General features: G+C 42.5%; 18 protein-coding genes and 1 pseudogene. 16 read left to right on the top strand and 3 right to left on the bottom strand.

Features of this window, described 5'->3' with window-relative positions; genetic code table 11:
* Window positions 1–5 precede the first annotated feature (5 nt).
* Window positions 6–341 (bottom strand): arsenosugar biosynthesis-associated peroxidase-like protein, encoded by a 336-nt coding sequence (locus PY091_RS06435; protein ID WP_275648884.1) that lies wholly within the window; start codon window positions 339–341, stop codon window positions 6–8.
* Window positions 342–513: 172 nt separating this feature from the next.
* Window positions 514–708, bottom strand: coding sequence for a hypothetical protein (locus PY091_RS06430; protein ID WP_275648883.1), 195 nt, complete (start codon window positions 706–708; stop codon window positions 514–516).
* 159 nt (window positions 709–867) lie between these two features.
* Here PY091_RS06430 and PY091_RS06425 point away from each other — a divergent pair, with 159 nt between their 5' ends.
* Window positions 868–1,632 carry a patatin-like phospholipase family protein gene (locus tag PY091_RS06425; protein WP_275648882.1) on the top strand — a complete coding sequence of 255 codons (765 nt, stop codon included), beginning with the start codon at window positions 868–870 and terminating at the stop codon, window positions 1,630–1,632.
* 16 nt (window positions 1,633–1,648) lie between these two features.
* Here the strand turns inward: PY091_RS06425 and PY091_RS06420 are convergent, their stop codons facing one another.
* Window positions 1,649–2,695 (bottom strand): ferredoxin--NADP reductase, encoded by a 1,047-nt coding sequence (locus PY091_RS06420; RefSeq protein ID WP_275648881.1) that lies wholly within the window; start codon window positions 2,693–2,695, stop codon window positions 1,649–1,651.
* Between the two features lie 118 nt (window positions 2,696–2,813).
* Here PY091_RS06420 and PY091_RS06415 point away from each other — a divergent pair, with 118 nt between their 5' ends.
* From PY091_RS06415 to PY091_RS06345, 15 genes and pseudogenes are all read left to right on the top strand, one after another.
* Window positions 2,814–4,283, top strand: coding sequence for a DUF5687 family protein (locus PY091_RS06415; protein WP_275648880.1), 1,470 nt, complete (start codon window positions 2,814–2,816; stop codon window positions 4,281–4,283).
* Between the two features lie 22 nt (window positions 4,284–4,305).
* The gene (locus PY091_RS06410) at window positions 4,306–5,001 is read left to right on the top strand and encodes an ABC transporter ATP-binding protein (protein WP_275648879.1); all 696 of its coding nucleotides are present in this window, start codon (window positions 4,306–4,308) and stop codon (window positions 4,999–5,001) included.
* Window positions 5,002–5,100: 99 nt separating this feature from the next.
* Window positions 5,101–7,646, top strand: a pseudogene (gene porW / locus PY091_RS06405) (type IX secretion system periplasmic lipoprotein PorW/SprE).
* A 6-nt stretch (window positions 7,647–7,652) separates the two neighbouring features.
* Window positions 7,653–8,072, top strand: coding sequence for a bactofilin family protein (locus PY091_RS06400; RefSeq protein WP_275648877.1), 420 nt, complete (start codon window positions 7,653–7,655; stop codon window positions 8,070–8,072).
* Window positions 8,050–8,280 (top strand): AtpZ/AtpI family protein, encoded by a 231-nt coding sequence (locus PY091_RS06395; protein ID WP_275648876.1) that lies wholly within the window; start codon window positions 8,050–8,052, stop codon window positions 8,278–8,280. The genes PY091_RS06400 and PY091_RS06395 overlap by 23 nt, the downstream gene beginning before the upstream one ends.
* Window positions 8,277–8,666, top strand: a complete 390-nt coding sequence (locus tag PY091_RS06390; RefSeq protein WP_275648875.1) for a hypothetical protein — start codon at window positions 8,277–8,279, stop codon at window positions 8,664–8,666. Before PY091_RS06395 ends, PY091_RS06390 begins: the two co-directional genes overlap by 4 nt.
* Window positions 8,667–8,784: 118 nt before the next feature.
* Window positions 8,785–9,924 carry a F0F1 ATP synthase subunit A gene (atpB, locus tag PY091_RS06385; RefSeq protein ID WP_275648874.1) on the top strand — a complete coding sequence of 380 codons (1,140 nt, stop codon included), beginning with the start codon at window positions 8,785–8,787 and terminating at the stop codon, window positions 9,922–9,924.
* 31 nt (window positions 9,925–9,955) lie between these two features.
* A complete protein-coding gene (atpE, locus tag PY091_RS06380) occupies window positions 9,956–10,147 on the top strand; it encodes an ATP synthase F0 subunit C (RefSeq protein WP_053970734.1) in 192 nt (63 codons plus the stop codon).
* Between the two features lie 95 nt (window positions 10,148–10,242).
* On the top strand, window positions 10,243–10,743 hold the full coding sequence (locus tag PY091_RS06375; RefSeq protein WP_275648873.1) for a F0F1 ATP synthase subunit B: 501 nt from the start codon (window positions 10,243–10,245) through the stop codon (window positions 10,741–10,743).
* Between the two features lie 6 nt (window positions 10,744–10,749).
* Window positions 10,750–11,289, top strand: coding sequence for an ATP synthase F1 subunit delta (atpH, locus tag PY091_RS06370; RefSeq protein ID WP_275648872.1), 540 nt, complete (start codon window positions 10,750–10,752; stop codon window positions 11,287–11,289).
* A 2-nt stretch (window positions 11,290–11,291) separates the two neighbouring features.
* Window positions 11,292–12,872, top strand: coding sequence for a F0F1 ATP synthase subunit alpha (gene atpA / locus PY091_RS06365; protein ID WP_275648871.1), 1,581 nt, complete (start codon window positions 11,292–11,294; stop codon window positions 12,870–12,872).
* Window positions 12,873–12,973: 101 nt separating this feature from the next.
* Window positions 12,974–13,834, top strand: a complete 861-nt coding sequence (gene atpG, locus PY091_RS06360) for an ATP synthase F1 subunit gamma (RefSeq protein WP_275648870.1) — start codon at window positions 12,974–12,976, stop codon at window positions 13,832–13,834.
* Between the two features lie 138 nt (window positions 13,835–13,972).
* Entirely contained in the window at window positions 13,973–15,436 is a 1,464-nt protein-coding gene (locus PY091_RS06355) for a lipopolysaccharide biosynthesis protein (RefSeq protein ID WP_275648869.1), read from the top strand.
* Window positions 15,426–15,860: a dUTP diphosphatase gene (dut, locus tag PY091_RS06350; protein ID WP_275648868.1), complete on the top strand. Its 435-nt coding sequence runs from the start codon at window positions 15,426–15,428 to the stop codon at window positions 15,858–15,860. The genes PY091_RS06355 and dut overlap by 11 nt, the downstream gene beginning before the upstream one ends.
* 80 nt (window positions 15,861–15,940) lie before the next feature.
* Window positions 15,941–16,957, top strand: a complete 1,017-nt coding sequence (locus tag PY091_RS06345; protein ID WP_275648867.1) for a sugar phosphate nucleotidyltransferase — start codon at window positions 15,941–15,943, stop codon at window positions 16,955–16,957.
* Window positions 16,958–16,971: the final 14 nt, after the last annotated feature.

Genomic DNA, 16,971 nt, shown 5'->3' with positions numbered 1-16,971 from the left:
CGGAATTACATGGATAGTTTGTCGTACTTGTTCATCATTTGAAGACCGTGAACCAGGGTGGCTCCACTCTCTATGGCAGCGCCTGCATGTACGGCTTCCATCATTTCTTCTTTTGTAATCCCCCGTTGTAGACCATCTTTGGTATAGGCATCGATACAATAAGGACATTTTACTACGTGAGAAACGGCCAGGGCAATCAACGATTTTTCCCGAGCACTCAAGGCGCCCTCTTCAAAAACCTTTCCGTAATAATCAAAAAATTTATTGCCCAGTTCTTCGCTCCACTCGGTAATCTTTCCAAATTTTCTGAGGTCTGCGGGGTCGTAATATGATTTGGCCATGTTCTTTTATTTAATGTTCAACCTAAACATACAACAAATATCACTATCCTTTTTGGTCGAAACCTTATGGTTTTGATTACAGAATTTGATGAAGAAATAAGTGAAATTTATGATTTGTGCTGATTTTGAGGTGCCTACATGTATAAAGAGCGTTTTTTCAATTAAGAAACAACTAAGAAAGTGCAAGGACTATCGATGGGTGCCTGCGTTTTCCATGATAATACCACAAGTTTTCTTCGATAGAATTTAGATCTTGGTAATTAACGGACCCATTGCTTTTTTGGAAATTGGCACCTTGGGAATACATTCCTGTTGCTACCGCGATAATAATAATGGCAGAGACAATCATAGTTTGCAAAGATTTCATAGGACTGAATTTTGGTTTGTAATCGTATCTACGGAGTTCCTGAGGGTTGGGTTTGGTTTTATTCAAAAAATTGAATGTTATGATCGAAATAAAACGTTGAGGCAACACTGCGAACCATCATTATTTTAACTTTACAGCAGAATTGATCATAACAGAAGAATGCTTGAAAATAAATCCATAGGTCTCGTACTTTCGGGAGGAGGTGTCCGGGGAATGGCCCATATCGGTCTAATCAAAGCCTTGAGGGAACATCAAATTGAGGCAAAGGTTGTGGCGGGAACAAGTATTGGAGCCCTGGTCGGGGCCCTATATGCCAACAATAATACCGTGGAAGAGATGCTGACGTTTTTTAAGGAGACGCCACTTTTCCAATACAGTTTTTTTACGATAAACAAGCCTGGTTTTATCGATACGGAGCGTTATGCCGGGATATTCAAAAACTTTTTCCCTGAAAACACTTTTGAAAGTTTGCAAAGACCATTGTATATCGTGGCCACCGATCTGTTGAGTGGCAAAGAGCGTGTCTTCAATTCAGGGGAACTTATTAAACCACTGTTGGCCTCGGCCGCGTTGCCCCCAGTTTTTAGCCCTGTGGAGATCAACGATATCCTATATGCCGATGGGGGTATCATGAACAATTTTCCAAAGGAATATGTGGAGGATAAGACGGAGTTTATCATTGGAAGCAATGTTTCCGTTACGGTGCCCTTGCAAAAGAAGGACCTTAGGAACTCTTTTCAACTTACGGGAAGGGTCACCAGTCTTATGATCCATGCTTCGAATGATGAAAAGTTGCACCAATGCGACCTATACATAGAGCCCAAGGAGTTGGACCAAATAGGGGTATTGGATAAAAAAGGGATCGAAAATGCCTTTACTATTGGATATGAACATGGAAGCAGGGCTTTGGAAAAAATAGTGTAGCCCATCCAGTCAAGGCCTAAACATCGTCGTAATCCACCGTGATCTTGGATGTTGTTGGGTGCGATTGGCAGGTCAAAACAAAGCCTTCTTCAATTTCCCCATCGGTAAGTATCTGGTTTTTCACCATTTCTGCCTTACCCTCTGTAAGCCGTGCAATACAACTGCTACATACACCGCCTTGACAAGAGTATGGGGCATCGATGTCCTGTTTTAGAACAGCATCCAGCACCCGTTCTTTTTTGTCCATTACAAAGGAATAGGTCTCATCATCCAGAATTACGGTGACTTGTGTCATACCTTCCAACTCTTCGGCAAGTTCGTCATCGGAATCATCGCTTGTGAAAAGTTCAAAATGGATTTTTTCTTTATCAACCCCATTGTCCGTTAATGTTTCGGTGACCTGTTCGATCATCTCTTCGGGGCCACATAGATAAAATCCGTCGAAGGCATTGTCCTTGAACTTGTTTTTAAGTACAAAGTTTACGGTTGATCTTTCGATCCTGCCAAAAAGGGCATCTTCCACATTGGAACGGCTATAGACGTATTGTACAAAAAACCGTTCGCCGTATTTTTCCTTGATGGACTGGATTTCTTTAAAGTACATGGTCTCCTCTGGAGATTGGTTTCCAAAGACCAGTACAAACATATTTTCAGGGTTGTTTTCAAGCACTGTTTGTGCAATGCTCATAATCGGTGTAATACCACTGCCTGCTGCAAAAGCGGCTATTTTTTGTGGCGAAGTTGCTTTAAAAACAAACCTTCCTTCTGGTAACATGACCTCAATACTATCACCGGCCTTTAGATTTTCATTGGCATAAACGGAAAAAGTACCGCCTTCCATTTTTTTGATGCCCACGGTCAATTTTCCGGAAGAAGGGGGAGATGATATGGAATAGGCTCTTCGCAGCTCCTTTCCGTCCACTTTATGTTTTAGGGTAATATATTGGCCCGCTTTAAAACTGTAGGCCTCTTTTAAATTTTCCGGGATATCGAAAGTAAGGGCTACGGCATTTGGAGTTAACCTGTCCACCGCAGCAATTTTTAAAGCATGGAAATCGCTCATGAAAAAAATTTTGCTGCAAAATTAAGCAATACAGGTCTTTTGAACATCTATTTTAAGAAAAAGCATCGGAATTGTAACAAATCGGATAATTTAGATACCAACTAAAAAAACGCCAACCATGCTCAAACATTTTATTGGACTCCAATGGAAGTCATTTTTTAGATCGGCCACCTTTAAGACCGAAATTTGGTTTAAAATATTGATGGCATTGGCAGCATTGTACTTTATTGCTGTATTTCTGGGAATGGGTGTCGGGGCCTACTTCATTATAGAGAAAATGAAAATTGGGGACCCATTGCGAGTGGTCAACCAGTTCATGATCTACTATCTGGCCTTTGACCTAGTGTTTCGGTACATGTTGCAAAAAATGCCGGTCACCAATATAAAACCGATGTTGTACCTGCCCATAAAAAAAAGCAAGGTGGTACAGTTCTCATTGGGCAAAACCGTAACATCGTTTTTTAATATTGCCCACGCTTTTTTCTTTGTGCCTTTCAGTATTGTTTTGCTCGTTCAGGGTTATCCTCCAATGCAGGTTATCGGCTGGCATTTAGCATTAATGGCACTGATCTATTGCAACAACTTTCTTAATGTAATGGTCAACAACCAAAACGTAGTTTTCTATGTGTTTGCCATATTGTTCATATTGGCAGGAGCCTCACAATATTACCAATGGTTCGATATCACGCAGTTTACCCAACCTGTTTTTGACCTTTTTTACGACATGCCCTGGACCGCTATAGTTTCTTGGGCGCTATTGGTAGCATTGTATTACGGTGCTTTTGCCTATTTTAAGAAGCACATGTATCTGGATGGGGGATTGGCCAAAAAACAGACCGAGGCCAAGACCGAGAACCTGGAATGGTTGGATCGCTTTGGGAATTTGGGAACTTTCTTGAAGAACGACATCAAACTCATCAAACGAAACAAAAGATCGCGATCTGCTGTGATTGCAGGAGCCTTCTTTATTTTTTACGGACTGCTCTTTTTCACAGGGGCCCTTGAGGTTTACGATGGCCCTTTCTGGAAAATCTTTGCAGGGATATTCGTTACAGGCGGCTTCCTGTTCAGTTTTGGACAGTACGTGCCCAGTTGGGACAGTAGTTATTACCCTTTGATGATGAGCCAAAACATCAAATACAGGGAATACCTTTCCTCTAAATGGTATTTAGTGATCATAGCGACCATCATTTCCACCATTTTGGCCACTTTCTATCTCTATTTTGGCTGGGAAGCCTATGCGGCGGTATTGGTTGGTGCCATATACAATATTGGGATCAACAGCTATCTCGTGCTATGGGGAGGCGCCTATGTAAAGACCCCAATTGAGCTAACCTCCAACAAAAAAGCATTTGGGGACAAACAGGCTTTTAATGCCAAAACACTCCTGCTCACCCTGCCCAAGTTGGTATTGCCGATCGGAATCTATGCTATCGGGCACTTTTTGATCAGCCCTATGGCGGGATACATTTTTGTAGCCGTTTTTGGTCTATTGGGATTTGTTTTCAAGAATAGGGTCTTCACCATGATCGAGAATATTTATAAAAAGGAGAAGTACAAAACACTACAAGCATACAAACAGAAATAACCACCATTAACAGAAAAATACAATGATCACAGTTCATAATTTGACCAAGACCTACGGTGATAACACCGTTTTGAACATCGACCACCTTGAAATCCCAAAAGGTCAGAGCTTTGGGTTGGTGGGCAACAATGGAGCCGGAAAGACAACTCTTTTTAGTCTGTTGTTGGATTTGATCCAGCCCTCATCGGGGCATATCATCAATAATGATGTGCAAGTGGACCAGAGTGAGGCCTGGAAACCATTTACTTCAGCTTTTATAGATGAAACCTTTTTGATAGGGTATCTTACGCCAGAAGAGTATTTCTACTTTATCGGTGAACTGCGCGGAAGGAACAAAGCCGATGTAGATGCACTTTTGTCCAATTTTGAAGATTTCTTCCATGGTGAAATCTTGGGACAAAAAAAGTACTTGAGGGACCTTTCCAAAGGAAATCAAAAGAAAGTCGGCATTGTGGCCAGTTTTATCGGGAACCCCGAAGTGGTGATCTTGGATGAGCCTTTTGCCAATCTGGACCCGACCACCCAAATTCGACTAAAGGGAATCATTAAGGATTTGGCCGCCAAAGAAGGGGTTACCGTTTTGGTTTCCAGTCATGATTTAATTCATGTTACCGAGGTCTGCGAACGCATTGTTGTGCTCAATAAGGGCGAAATCGTCAAGGATATCCACACCTCTGCGGAAACCATGAAGGAACTCGAAGCTTTCTTTGCTGGCTAGTGTTTGAAAAGCGACAGTAATTTTCTTGCATTTTATCGATAAGCCTTATAATAATCCGCTCATTTTTGAGTTTAAGGTTACACAAGATTATCGATAATTTTGAAGCTTCATCATACATTTTTAAGTGCCGTAGTTTTGGGAGGACTTGTATTTAATGCATGTTCCACCAAAAAGGATAAGTTCATTAACCGAAATTGGCACGCCATCAACACCGAGTTCAACACCCTGTACAACGGTAATTTGGCCTTTCAAAAAGGGTTGGAAGAGATCAATGCCAATTATCGAGACGATTATTGGGAAATCCTACCCGTGGAGCGCCTCAAGGTGACCGATGAGATAAAGCTCGATTCCGAGGACAACAACCCCAACTTTCTGATCGCCGAGGAAAAGGCCACCAAGGCCATCCAAAAGCACAGCATGGACATTAAGGACGAAGAGCGCAACCCCCAGATTGATGAAGCATTCCTTCTACTTGGGAAGTCGCGTTATTTTGACCAGCGTTATATTCCTGCTTTGGAGTCCTTCAATTATGTTCTTAGAAAATACACTAAGAGCGACAAATTGAACGAGGCTACCATTTGGAGGGAAAAGACCAACATGCGTTTGGACAATCCGGAAGTGGCCATCAAAAATTTGAAGCGCCTTTTCAAATATGAAAAGTTGAAAGACCAGGAATACGCCGATGCCAATGCTGTGTTGGCCCAATGTTACATCAACCTGAACGCACCAGATACTGCCATTCAAAAACTAAAAATTTCCCAAGCGTATACCAAAAATAATCCTGAAAAGGGAAGATACCTGTTCATAATCGGTCAGTTGTACGATCAAATGGGACATAAGGACAGCGCCAATTACGCGTATAACAAGGTTATTGAACTCAACCGTAAATCACCCAGGGTGTACATGATCAATGCACACTTAAAGAAAATCCAGAACACCGAGCTTACCGAGGGTAACAGGGAAGATATGTTGGATTACCTTACCGATTTGGAAGAGAACAGGGAAAACAGACCTTTTTTGGATAAGATCTTCAGGCAAGTGGCCCAATATCATCTGGCTTACGAGGATGATAGTTTGGCCTTGGCCTATTTTAACAAATCCATAAAGGCAACACAGGGGGAACGCAAATTGTATGCCCTGAACTACCAGAGTTTGGCGGATTATTATTTTGATGAGGACGAGTACCGTATGGCAGGTTCTTATTACGACAGTACTTTGACCAATCTGAGCGAGAACACGAGAAAACATCGCGATATTAAAAAGAAACTGGACAACCTCGAAGATGTTATCAAGTACGAGGATATAGTCCAGCATGCCGATAGTGTGATCACACTGTACCAAATGCCCGTGGCCGAACGCACTGCCTACTTTGAGGACTATATCGCCGAGATGAAACGAAAAGAGGAGGCCGAAGCCGAGAAACAACAGGAACGAGCCAACGCCGGATTTGCCACATTTGCGAACAGCAAAGGAGGAAAGGAGAACCAGGGCAAGTTCTATTTTTATAACATTACCAGTCTGGGGCAGGGCAGAAACGGATTTAGGACCCGTTGGGGCACAAGAAGCCTGGAAGACGACTGGAGATGGAGCAATAAGGCCAAAACCTTGGTCTCTGAAGCTACTGGTGAGGCAATCGCGGGAAACGACGAAGTGTTGACGGAAGACCAGAAATACTCGGTCGACTATTATTTGGAACAGGTGCCCACCGATGTTGCCGTTATTGATAGCTTGAAGGGTGAACGTAACTTTGCCAATTATCAATTGGGACTGATCTATAAGGAAAAGTTCAAGGACAATATGTTGGCCGCATCCAAATTGGAGCGCGTGCTATCCTCGAATCCCGAAGAACGATTGGTTTTACCCTCAAAATATAATCTGTACAAGATTTATGAGGAAACGGGCAGCCCGTTGGCGATGACCATGAAACAGAACATCATCACCAATCACCCAAATACCCGTTACGCAGAAATATTGTTGAACCCCCAAGCCGTTTTAGATGGAAATACCGATAGTCCGGATGCCAGATACGCTGAATTGTTCAGGAAGTACAGAGCGCAAGAGTTTTTGCAAGTAATTACCCAGTCCGAGGAATACATCAATAGATTTACCGGTGACCCGATCGTGCCAAAGTTTGAAATGCTAAAAGCAAATGCCATAGGTCGTTTACAAGGTTTTGAACCTTTTAAGGAAGCGCTTAATTACGTTGCATTGACCTATCCGAACAATCCCGAAGGTAAAAAGGCGGAGCAGATGGTCGAGGAGCAATTGCCCAAATTGGAAACCAAGGAGTTTTCTCCGGAAACGGGATCGACAGGGACAGGAAACTGGAAAGTTGTGTTTCCATTTAAGATAAGAAACGACAATGAAGCGGCTGAACTTGAGAAACGTTTAGAGGAAGCGATCAAGGAATTGCATTACGATAATTTGGTTTCCAAGGACATTTATAATTTGGAGGATGAGTTTGTGGTGGTACACGGTTTTCCCTCCAAGGACTTTGCCCTAGGCTTTGCCGAGCTTATAAAAAACAATAGGGACTACCTCATTAAAGATGAGAATTTTGTAGTTTTATCGGATAATTATAAAATCATACAAGTCCACAAGAACTTAGAATCATACAAAGCACAATTTTAACCCCAAAATCCTAGAACACAATGTTTTCTGACAACAAAAAACCCCGGCCTATGAATGAATTTGGCGGACAGCCCAACAGAATTGAAAAGAACACAAAAATAAAGGGTGACATTACCTCCGAAGCCGACTTTAGGATAGATGGTAAATTGGAAGGGAATGTGACCACCTCCGGTAAGGTTGTCATAGGAAAGGATGGCTACATTAACGGAAAGGTTGAATGTGTGAATGCAGATATAGAAGGAAGGTTTAACGGTGAACTTATGGTAAAGGATTTACTTTCCCTTAAATCGTCCGCAACTATAGAAGGTACCGTGAGTGTGGCCAAATTGGCCGTAGAGCCAGGAGCTACCTTTAATGCTGCCTGTACTATGGGCAAAGGTGCTGCATCCGCTACCAAAATGCAGTCCAATAAAAAAGATGAGCCAGCAAAAGCCTCCTAAAAAATATAACAAAGCAATCAATACAGCCGCCCGTTTGTCTGGTTCCGCCATTCAAATGGGCGTAGTTATTTACTTAGGTGTGTGGGGAGGTAAATGGCTTGACGCGAATTTTGATACGGAAAAGGTGTTCTTGCCCATTTGTACAATCTTAGCCGTTGCCATTTCCATATATTTGGTTGTTCAACAAGTGAAAAAGATCAACGATTGAAGATTAAGGCTTACCCGATTCTTTTTATCTCTGCCCTAATTGTAGGGTTGCTACTTCTGTTTTTTTCACAGTCTTGGTTTTTGGAAAATGGAGGTCATGACCTTGCAGCTCTTCAATTGACAAAAAGTTATGTGCTGAATGCCATAATGGGCCTGATTGTATTTTTTGCGATTTACATGTTCAGAAACAAATACCGGGATTTATTGGGCTTCTTTTTTTTGGGCGGCAGTCTTTTAAAATTCACCCTTTTCTTTATTTTTCTATATCCTGCCTTTAATCAAGATGGCACATTGGAGCGTTTGGAGTTCCTTGTGTTTTTTGTACCGTACGGATTTGCACTTTTCCTTGAAACCTTCTTCTTGGTGAAACTGCTTAATACTGTGTAACAAAGCTCCAAAATCAATCAAAAAAAACAAAGAAAAAAATAATACTCAAAAAAGCTTTTTTCTTTTGACGGAGGAATGTATTTTTGCACCAATTTTTGAGGACCCATAGTTGGATCATATGCGAAATTCTTTTTTCAGTAAAAAATTAGTTGCCGTAATTTTTTTAATTGCGGGATTTGTATCAGCCCAAGACCATGAGGGAGAAGAAGTTGAAACAGGCGCCCACGATTTAAAGACCGAAATTAAGGAGTACATCGATCATCACCTTTTGGATTCGCATGATTTCAACCTGTATTCTTACACTACAGAGGAGGGTGAGCACAAGTATATAGGCTTTCCATTGCCAGTGATTCTTTGGGACAATGGATTAAAGGTTTTCTCTTCTTCCAAACTGAAACACGGCGAAGGTGTAGCCGAGGTTGATGGAAACTACTACGCACTATATCACAACAAAATATATAAGACCGACGCTGAGGGCACCATCGAGTTTGGTGGTCATCACGGAGAGGAAACACATACGGAAGATGCCTTTGGTGAAGATTTAGTAGTAGAGGATGCTCATCCCACTAATGAAAAACCATTGGATTTTTCCATTACCAAGAACGTGGTGTTTATTATTGCGGTAGCGTTGCTGATGTTCTTGGTCTTCCGTTCCATGGCGAAAAGATATCAAAAAAGTACCATGCCTCGTGGTTTGGGGAGGTTCTTGGAGCCTTTGGTGCTTTTTGTTCGTGACGAGATTGCCATACCAAATATTGGTGAGCATAAGTACAAAAAGTATATGAGCTACTTGTTGACCGTATTCTTCTTTGTTTGGGTCATCAACTTATTGGGTCTTACACCCCTTGGTGTGAACGTTACCAATAACATTGCTGTTACTTTTGCCTTGGCAATGATTACTTACTTCATTACAACATTTACAGGGAACAAAAACTACTGGAAGCACATCTTTTGGATGCCAGGTGTACCAGTTCCCATGAAAATTATATTGGCACCCATCGAATTGTTGGGAACGTTCATCAAACCATTTTCGTTGATGATTCGTTTGTACGCCAACATTACTGCGGGTCACGTAGTATTGATGAGTATTATCGGGTTGATGTTCATATTTAAGAACTGGATAGGAAGCCCATTGTCCTTCTTGTTGGCATTCGCACTTTCCTTGTTGGAATTGTTGGTAGCCGCATTACAGGCATATATTTTTACTATGTTGTCCGCCCTATACTTTGGTATGGCGGTAGAAGAAGATCATCATTAATTAGAACGTTTAATATTTAAATTCATATATCATGACAATTCCAAACATCGTAGGTGCTGGTTTGATCGTAATCGGAGCAGGATTGGGTATCGGTAGAATCGGTGGTCAGGCAATGGAAGCCATTGCTCGTCAACCTGAAGCTTCTGGTAAGATCCAAACAGCAATGTTGATTGCAGCAGCCCTTATTGAAGGTATCGGTTTCGCAGCTCTTTTTGCAGCTTAATAACCGTAAAAACATTGATGAAGGCCATAGCGGTTGGCTATGGCCCTTCATTGATTTAAAGTGATAGAGTTTAAAGAATTTATATTTTAAGATAAATGGAAAAGTTATTAGAGGAATTTTCCTTAGGATTGTTTTTCTGGCAGTTGTTGCTTTTTGTTGGACTTTTGTTGTTGCTTAGAAAGTATGCATGGAAGCCCATTCTTGGAGCTGTAGAAAAAAGGGAAGAAGGAATCAAAGATGCTCTTGAAGCTGCGGAAGCTGCAAAGAAAGAAATGCAGAACGTTACTGCCGACAGCGAAAAGCTTTTGAGAGAAGCAAAGGTTGAAAGAGACGCTTTGTTGAAAGAGGCCAGGGAAATCAAAGAAAGCATCATTGCTGAGGCCAAAGAGCAAGCCCAAGTTGAAGGCGATAAGGTAATCAAGCAAGCTCAAGCTACTATCGAAGCTGAGAAAAAGGCTGCTGTTGCCGACATTAAGGCACAAGTGGCGAACCTATCCGTGGAAATTGCGGAAAAGGTGATCAAAGAAGAATTGTCCGATAAAGGCAAACAACAAAAGTTGGTCGAGGACATGTTGGGCGATATTAAACTGAACTAAGGTAACATGAACCAAAACAGGGCAGCCATACGCTACGCAAAAGCAACTTTGGATTTCGCAGTCGAAAAGAAAGCGGCCGATGCCGTTGAAAAAGATATGCGGGAGATAGCTGCGACCATTTCCGAAAACGAGGAGCTTCAAAATGTATTGGAGAGCCCGATCATAAAATCAGAGGTGAAGAAGAACAGTTTGTTGGAAATCTTTAAAGGAGCCAACGAAATCACAAAAGGTCTTCTTCAAACCTTGATCAGCAACAAGCGAATTGCGATGTTGCAGGAAGTAGCCTATAAGTACATCATTCTTCACGAAAAATTGAAGGGCGAGGAAGTAGCTTACGTAACAACTGCCGTTCCATTGACTTCCGATTTGGAGAAGAAAATTTTGGAAACGGTCACCAAGGCAACCGGAAACAAGGTTACCCTTGAGAATAAAATCGATGAGAGTATCATCGGAGGATTTGTGCTAAGGGTAGGAGATACCCAATACGATGCTAGCATCGCAAACAAATTGAACGGATTAAAAAGAGAATTTACAAATAGTCTATAAAAATGGCAGGAGTAAAAGCCGCTGAGGTATCAGCAATTTTGAAAAAACAGTTATCAGGTTTCGAAGCATCCGCTTCTTTGGATGAAGTGGGTACCGTATTACAAGTAGGTGATGGTATTGCCCGTGTATATGGACTTTCCAATGCGCAGTACGGGGAGTTGGTAGAGTTCGAGGGTGGTATGCAAGGTATCGTTCTTAACTTGGAGGAAGATAACGTAGGTGTTGTATTGTTGGGCCCATCCAAAGAGATTGTGGAAGGCGCAACTGTTAAAAGAACCGAGCGTATTGCTTCCATCAACGTTGGTGAAGGAATTGTTGGCCGTGTGGTGGACACTTTGGGTAAACCAATCGATGGTAAAGGACCTATCGCAGGTGAAACCTACGAGATGCCTTTGGAACGTAAGGCTCCTGGTGTAATTTTTAGACAACCTGTTGACGAACCTATGCAAACAGGTATCAAGGCAATCGATGCCATGATTCCGGTAGGTCGTGGACAAAGGGAGTTGGTTATCGGTGATAAGCAAACAGGTAAGACCACCGTTTGTATCGATACCATCCTAAACCAAAAGGAATTTTACGATGCAGGTGAACCGGTTTACTGTATCTACGTTGCCGTAGGTCAGAAAGCATCAACGGTGGCCGCAATCGCCAAGACTTTGGAAGAAAGAGGTGCATTGGCCTATACAACCATTGTAGCTGCCAACGCTTCCGACCCTGCACCAATGCAGGTATATGCTCCATTTGCCGGTGCTGCAATTGGTGAGTTCTTCAGGGATACAGGGCGTCCAGCCTTGATTATTTATGATGACTTGTCAAAACAAGCGGTTGCTTACCGTGAGGTTTCTTTGCTTTTGAGAAGACCACCGGGACGTGAGGCATACCCTGGAGACGTTTTCTTCTTGCACTCAAGATTGTTGGAGCGTGCCGCTAAGGTTATCGGTGATGACGACATCGCGAAGACCATGAACGACCTTCCTGAATCATTGAAACCAATGGTAAAAGGTGGAGGTTCTTTGACTGCACTTCCAATTATTGAAACTCAGGCAGGTGACGTATCCGCTTATATCCCGACCAACGTAATTTCCATTACCGATGGTCAGATATTCTTGGAGCAAGACTTGTTCAACCAAGGGGTTCGTCCTGCGATCAACGTAGGTATCTCCGTATCTCGTGTGGGTGGTTCCGCGCAGATCAAGTCCATGAAGAAAGTGGCAGGTACATTGAAATTGGACCAAGCCCAGTTCCGTGAATTGGAAGCTTTTGCCAAGTTTGGTTCCGATTTGGATGCCGCTACCTTGAACGTGATCGAAAAAGGACGTAGAAACGTGGAGATCTTGAAACAAGGTCAGAACGATCCATTTACCGTTGAAGATCAGGTAGCCATCATCTTTGCAGGTTCCAAGAACTTGTTGAGGGATGTTCCTGTAGATAAGGTAAAAGAGTTTGAAAAAGATTACTTGGAGTTCTTGAACGCTAAGCACAGAGATGTTTTGGATACGCTTAAAGCGGGTAAATTGACCGACGAAGTGACTGAAACATTGACTGCTGTTTGCAAGGATCTTTCAAGCAAGTACAAAGCATAACACAATTGTCATTTCTGAAGGGCCCTGAGCGTAGTCGAAGGGCACTGCAGGAATCCATAACAAAAATGATTTCGCATCATAGCGGAATGACAAAGTAGAATATGGCGAATCTAAAGGAAATACGTAACAGGATATCATCCATCTCATCAACGATGCAGATTACCAGTGCCATGAAAATGGTTTCTGCCGCAAAGTTGAAAAAGGCTCAGGATGCTATTACAGCTATGCGTCCCTATTCGGATAAACTGACGGAGCTCTTGCAAGGGCTTAGCGCCAGTTTGGAAGGAGACGGCGGAAGTGAGTATGCTGACAAAAGACCCGTGAACAAAGTTTTGGTGGTTGCCATTACTTCCAATAGAGGTCTTTGTGGTGGATTCAACTCCAACATCATCAAACAGAGCAATAACTTGGTATCCAACAAGTACCCAGGTAAGCAGGTCGATTTTTATACCATTGGTAAAAAAGGTCATGACATCCTGAGAAAGAAGCATACCATTTTGGGCGACCAAAGCAAGGTGTATGATGATTTGACATTTGAGAATGTTGCCGAGATCGCCGAATTGTTGATGCGTTTGTTTACCAAAGGGGATTACGATAAAATCGAATTGGTTTACAACAAGTTCAAAAATGCCGCCACGCAGATTGTAATGACCGAGCAATTTTTGCCCATAGTTGGTGCTGAAGGGGATGATGCCATCGCAGCTGATTACATTTTCGAGCCATCCAAGGAGGAAATTGTAAAAGAATTGATACCGAAATCCTTGAAAACCCAGTTGTTCAAAGCTATAAGGGATTCTTTTGCGAGTGAGCACGGAGCCCGTATGACAGCGATGCACAAGGCAACGGACAATGCTGCGGAACTAAGGGATGAATTGAAATTGACCTATAACAAAGCACGTCAGGCAGCGATTACCAACGAAATCCTGGAGATTGTTGGTGGAGCGGAAGCCTTGAACGGATAAGATTATTTACTTTTATAAGAACAAAGGCCACCCATTCGGTGGCCTTTTTGTTTTTCTTAGGATTTTATGGTTTAGCTACTAATGGCTTTTGCGTAACTTGTAGCCACCTAATCAAGGTTTTTAAAGAAGCAACACCTATTGAATCCACTTAAGAGGCTTTTTAAACAAACGTTTATCTACGGTTTGGCCACTGTATTGCCAAGAGTGCTCTCTTTTCTATTGGTACCGTTGTACACCTCCGTAATGAATCCTGAAACCTACGGTGAGATCTCAGTGATCTTCTCATGGTTTGCCATTTTTAATGTGGTGCTCGCTTACGGTATGGAAACGGCCTTTTTCCGATTTTTCAACAAGCACGCGAATAAAGAGCATGTAATTTCAACTTCTTTGCTGTCATTGTTACTGTCTTCCTTGTTGTTTTTTGTGGCGGCACTGATGTTCAAAGAGACGTTTGCTTCGCTTATTGATGTCAAAGAGTCATTAATCATCTACATCATCCTGATTCTGGTTTTGGATGCACTGGCCATTGTTCCCTTTGCTTGGCTCAGGGCAAAGGAGCGACCTCTTCGGTATTCCATTGTAAAAGTGACCAGTGTGGCCATCAATTTGCTGCTGAACATTTTCTTCTTGACCCTGTTGCCAAAAATGGCCGAAAATGGACAGCCATTTTGGTCGGAAATCTATAAAGAAGACTTTCAGATAGAATATGTCTTTATCGCCAATGTTATTTCCAGCGGCGTGGCTTTTCTTTGGATTAGTGGCATCTATTTTGATACCAAATACAAGTTCGACAAGCAATTGTGGAAGGAAATGCTCAAATATTCCTTGCCCATTATGATAGCTGGACTTGCATTTACGGTCAACGAGGTGTTTGACCGTATCCTTCTGGATAGGTTATTGCCCGAAGACATTGCCAAGGCGGAAATAGGGAAATATTCAGCCTGCTATAAACTGGCGGTATTCATGACGCTATTCGGTACTGCCTTCCGATTAGGGGTGGAACCGTTCTTTTTCAGTCATGCCAATACGGAAAACCCGAAAAAGGCCTATGCTCAGATTACCAACTATTTTGTGATCATGGGTAGTCTTATCTTCTTGGGTGTCATGGTGTTTATCGACCCCTTGAAAAAATTATTGGTCCGCGACCAAGCATTTTGGGAAGCCTTGGACGTGGTTCCCATCATACTTTTGGCCAGTTTCTGCTTGGGTATTTACCACAATCTATCCGTATGGTACAAGGTAACCGATAGAACTAAGTTCGGGGCCTACATTTCCTCTATTGGAGCCATCATCACATTGGTCATAAACATAAGTCTGATTCCAAAAATTGGCTATATGGCATCGGCGCTTGCTACCTTGGCGGCCTATGGCAGCATGATGCTGTTGTCCTATCACTTTGGGAAAAAATATTACCCCGTTCCGTATAATATGCGGAAGATTGTTTTCTATCTGTCCGTATCGCTCGTGTTTTCAATACTTTCGTTCTATGTTTTTAATAGAAATTTAATAGCGGGCAGCACACTGTTTTTGTTATTTTTGGGGCTAGTGTATAAGATGGAAGCAGATAAACTTAAAAGAATTTTTATAAAGCGTGAAAATTAAGATCATCAATAAATCGGGCCATAAATTGCCGCATTATGAAACTCTTGCCTCTGCAGGGATGGATTTAAGGGCAGATCTAGATTCACCGATAACATTGAAACCATTGGAAAGGGCCATAGTCCCCACAGGATTGTTTATGGAGCTTCCAGTGGGCTATGAGGCACAAGTTCGCCCACGCAGCGGATTGGCCGCCAAAAAAGGAATAACGGTGCTCAATGCGCCTGGTACTATCGATGCTGATTACCGAGGAAACGTAGGGGTTATTTTGGTCAATCTTTCCAATGAGGATTTTACCGTCGAAAATGGTGAGCGCATTGCACAAATGGTCATCGCTAAACATGAACGTGCCGAATGGGAAGAGGTTGAAACCCTTTCCAGCACAGATCGGGGCGAAGGCGGATTCGGCAGTACAGGCACCAAATAATCAATTATGTCAGGTCGAGCGCAGTCGAGACCTTATGAATGTATAACCATTAAAAGCAACCCGCCTTTGCGGGCATATCTATGAAAATAATCGTTCCAATGGCGGGAAGAGGATCCCGTTTAAGACCACACACATTAACAATTCCAAAACCGTTAATACCTGTCGCGGGTAAACCTATCGTGCACCGATTGGTAAGTGATATTGCCAAGGTGTTGGGAGAACCTATCGAAGAGGTCGCTTTTATTCTCGGAGATCCTGCCTTTTTCGGGGACGATGTGGTAGAGAGCCTAATGGAACTGGCCAGCGAACTAGGGGCGAAGGGGTCCATTTACAGACAGGACAAACCCCTGGGGACAGGACATGCCATTATGAGTGCCAAAGAATCCTTGAGCGGGCCCGCGGTAATTGCATATGCCGATACTCTTATCCGAGCAGATTTTGATTTGGACAAATCAGCTGATAGTGTTATATGGGTTAAGCAAGTGGAACGCCCGGAAGCTTATGGAGTGGTCCAGTTGAACGATAACAAAGAGATTGTTGAGTTGGTGGAGAAGCCAAAAGAATATGTTTCCGATCTGGCCGTAATCGGCATCTATTATTTCAAAGACGTGGAAGTACTCAAAAATGAGCTGCAACATGTATTGGACCATGATATAAAGCATGGCGGGGAGTACCAAATTAATGATGGTATAAAACGAATGATGGAAAAGGGCATGAAATTTGTTCCAGGTAAAGTGGACGAATGGATGGATTGTGGCAACAAAAATGTGACCGTGGAGACGAATCAACGCATGTTGGGCTTTTTAGAGAAGGAAGGAGAGCAAATGATTTCCGATTCTGTAAATCAAGAAAATGCCAATATAGTTGAGCCTTGTTTTATCGGCGAAAATGTTGTGCTCAAAAACACTACGGTTGGACCTTATGTTTCAATCGGTGCCAATACCGTTATAGAGAACTCTACGGTAAAAAACAGTCTGATCCAGAGCAATAGTAAGATCAGTAATGCCAATTTGGATAACGCCATGATTGGCAATCATGTGGTATACGACGGTAATTTTGAAGCCATTAGTATTGGAGATTATTCCGTTTTGGAATAACTTTAAATAGGTTT

The sequence above is a fragment of the Flagellimonas okinawensis genome (assembly GCF_029194005.1).
Classification (GTDB): Bacteria; Bacteroidota; Bacteroidia; order Flavobacteriales; family Flavobacteriaceae; genus Flagellimonas; species Flagellimonas okinawensis.
Note: the sequence above shows the minus strand (reverse complement) of the source record. Positions and strands in the feature narration are given on the sequence as shown.

What these genes read in the sequence shown, in the direction of transcription:
- PY091_RS06400 (WP_275648877.1), top strand. Translation starts at nt 7,653, where the DNA reads ATGTTTTCTGACAACAAAAAACCCCGGCCTATGAATGAATTTGGCGGA.
- PY091_RS06410 (WP_275648879.1), top strand. Translation starts at nt 4,306, where the DNA reads ATGATCACAGTTCATAATTTGACCAAGACCTACGGTGATAACACCGTT.
- PY091_RS06430 (WP_275648883.1), bottom strand. Translation starts at nt 708, where the DNA reads ATGAAATCTTTGCAAACTATGATTGTCTCTGCCATTATTATTATCGCG.
- PY091_RS06375 (WP_275648873.1), top strand. Translation starts at nt 10,243, where the DNA reads ATGGAAAAGTTATTAGAGGAATTTTCCTTAGGATTGTTTTTCTGGCAG.
- atpH (WP_275648872.1), top strand. Translation starts at nt 10,750, where the DNA reads ATGAACCAAAACAGGGCAGCCATACGCTACGCAAAAGCAACTTTGGAT.
- PY091_RS06395 (WP_275648876.1), top strand. Translation starts at nt 8,050, where the DNA reads ATGAGCCAGCAAAAGCCTCCTAAAAAATATAACAAAGCAATCAATACA.
- PY091_RS06435 (WP_275648884.1), bottom strand. Translation starts at nt 341, where the DNA reads ATGGCCAAATCATATTACGACCCCGCAGACCTCAGAAAATTTGGAAAG.
- atpB (WP_275648874.1), top strand. Translation starts at nt 8,785, where the DNA reads ATGCGAAATTCTTTTTTCAGTAAAAAATTAGTTGCCGTAATTTTTTTA.
- atpG (WP_275648870.1), top strand. Translation starts at nt 12,974, where the DNA reads ATGGCGAATCTAAAGGAAATACGTAACAGGATATCATCCATCTCATCA.
- PY091_RS06420 (WP_275648881.1), bottom strand. Translation starts at nt 2,695, where the DNA reads ATGAGCGATTTCCATGCTTTAAAAATTGCTGCGGTGGACAGGTTAACT.
- PY091_RS06415 (WP_275648880.1), top strand. Translation starts at nt 2,814, where the DNA reads ATGCTCAAACATTTTATTGGACTCCAATGGAAGTCATTTTTTAGATCG.
- atpA (WP_275648871.1), top strand. Translation starts at nt 11,292, where the DNA reads ATGGCAGGAGTAAAAGCCGCTGAGGTATCAGCAATTTTGAAAAAACAG.
- atpE (WP_053970734.1), top strand. Translation starts at nt 9,956, where the DNA reads ATGACAATTCCAAACATCGTAGGTGCTGGTTTGATCGTAATCGGAGCA.
- PY091_RS06345 (WP_275648867.1), top strand. Translation starts at nt 15,941, where the DNA reads ATGAAAATAATCGTTCCAATGGCGGGAAGAGGATCCCGTTTAAGACCA.
- PY091_RS06425 (WP_275648882.1), top strand. Translation starts at nt 868, where the DNA reads ATGCTTGAAAATAAATCCATAGGTCTCGTACTTTCGGGAGGAGGTGTC.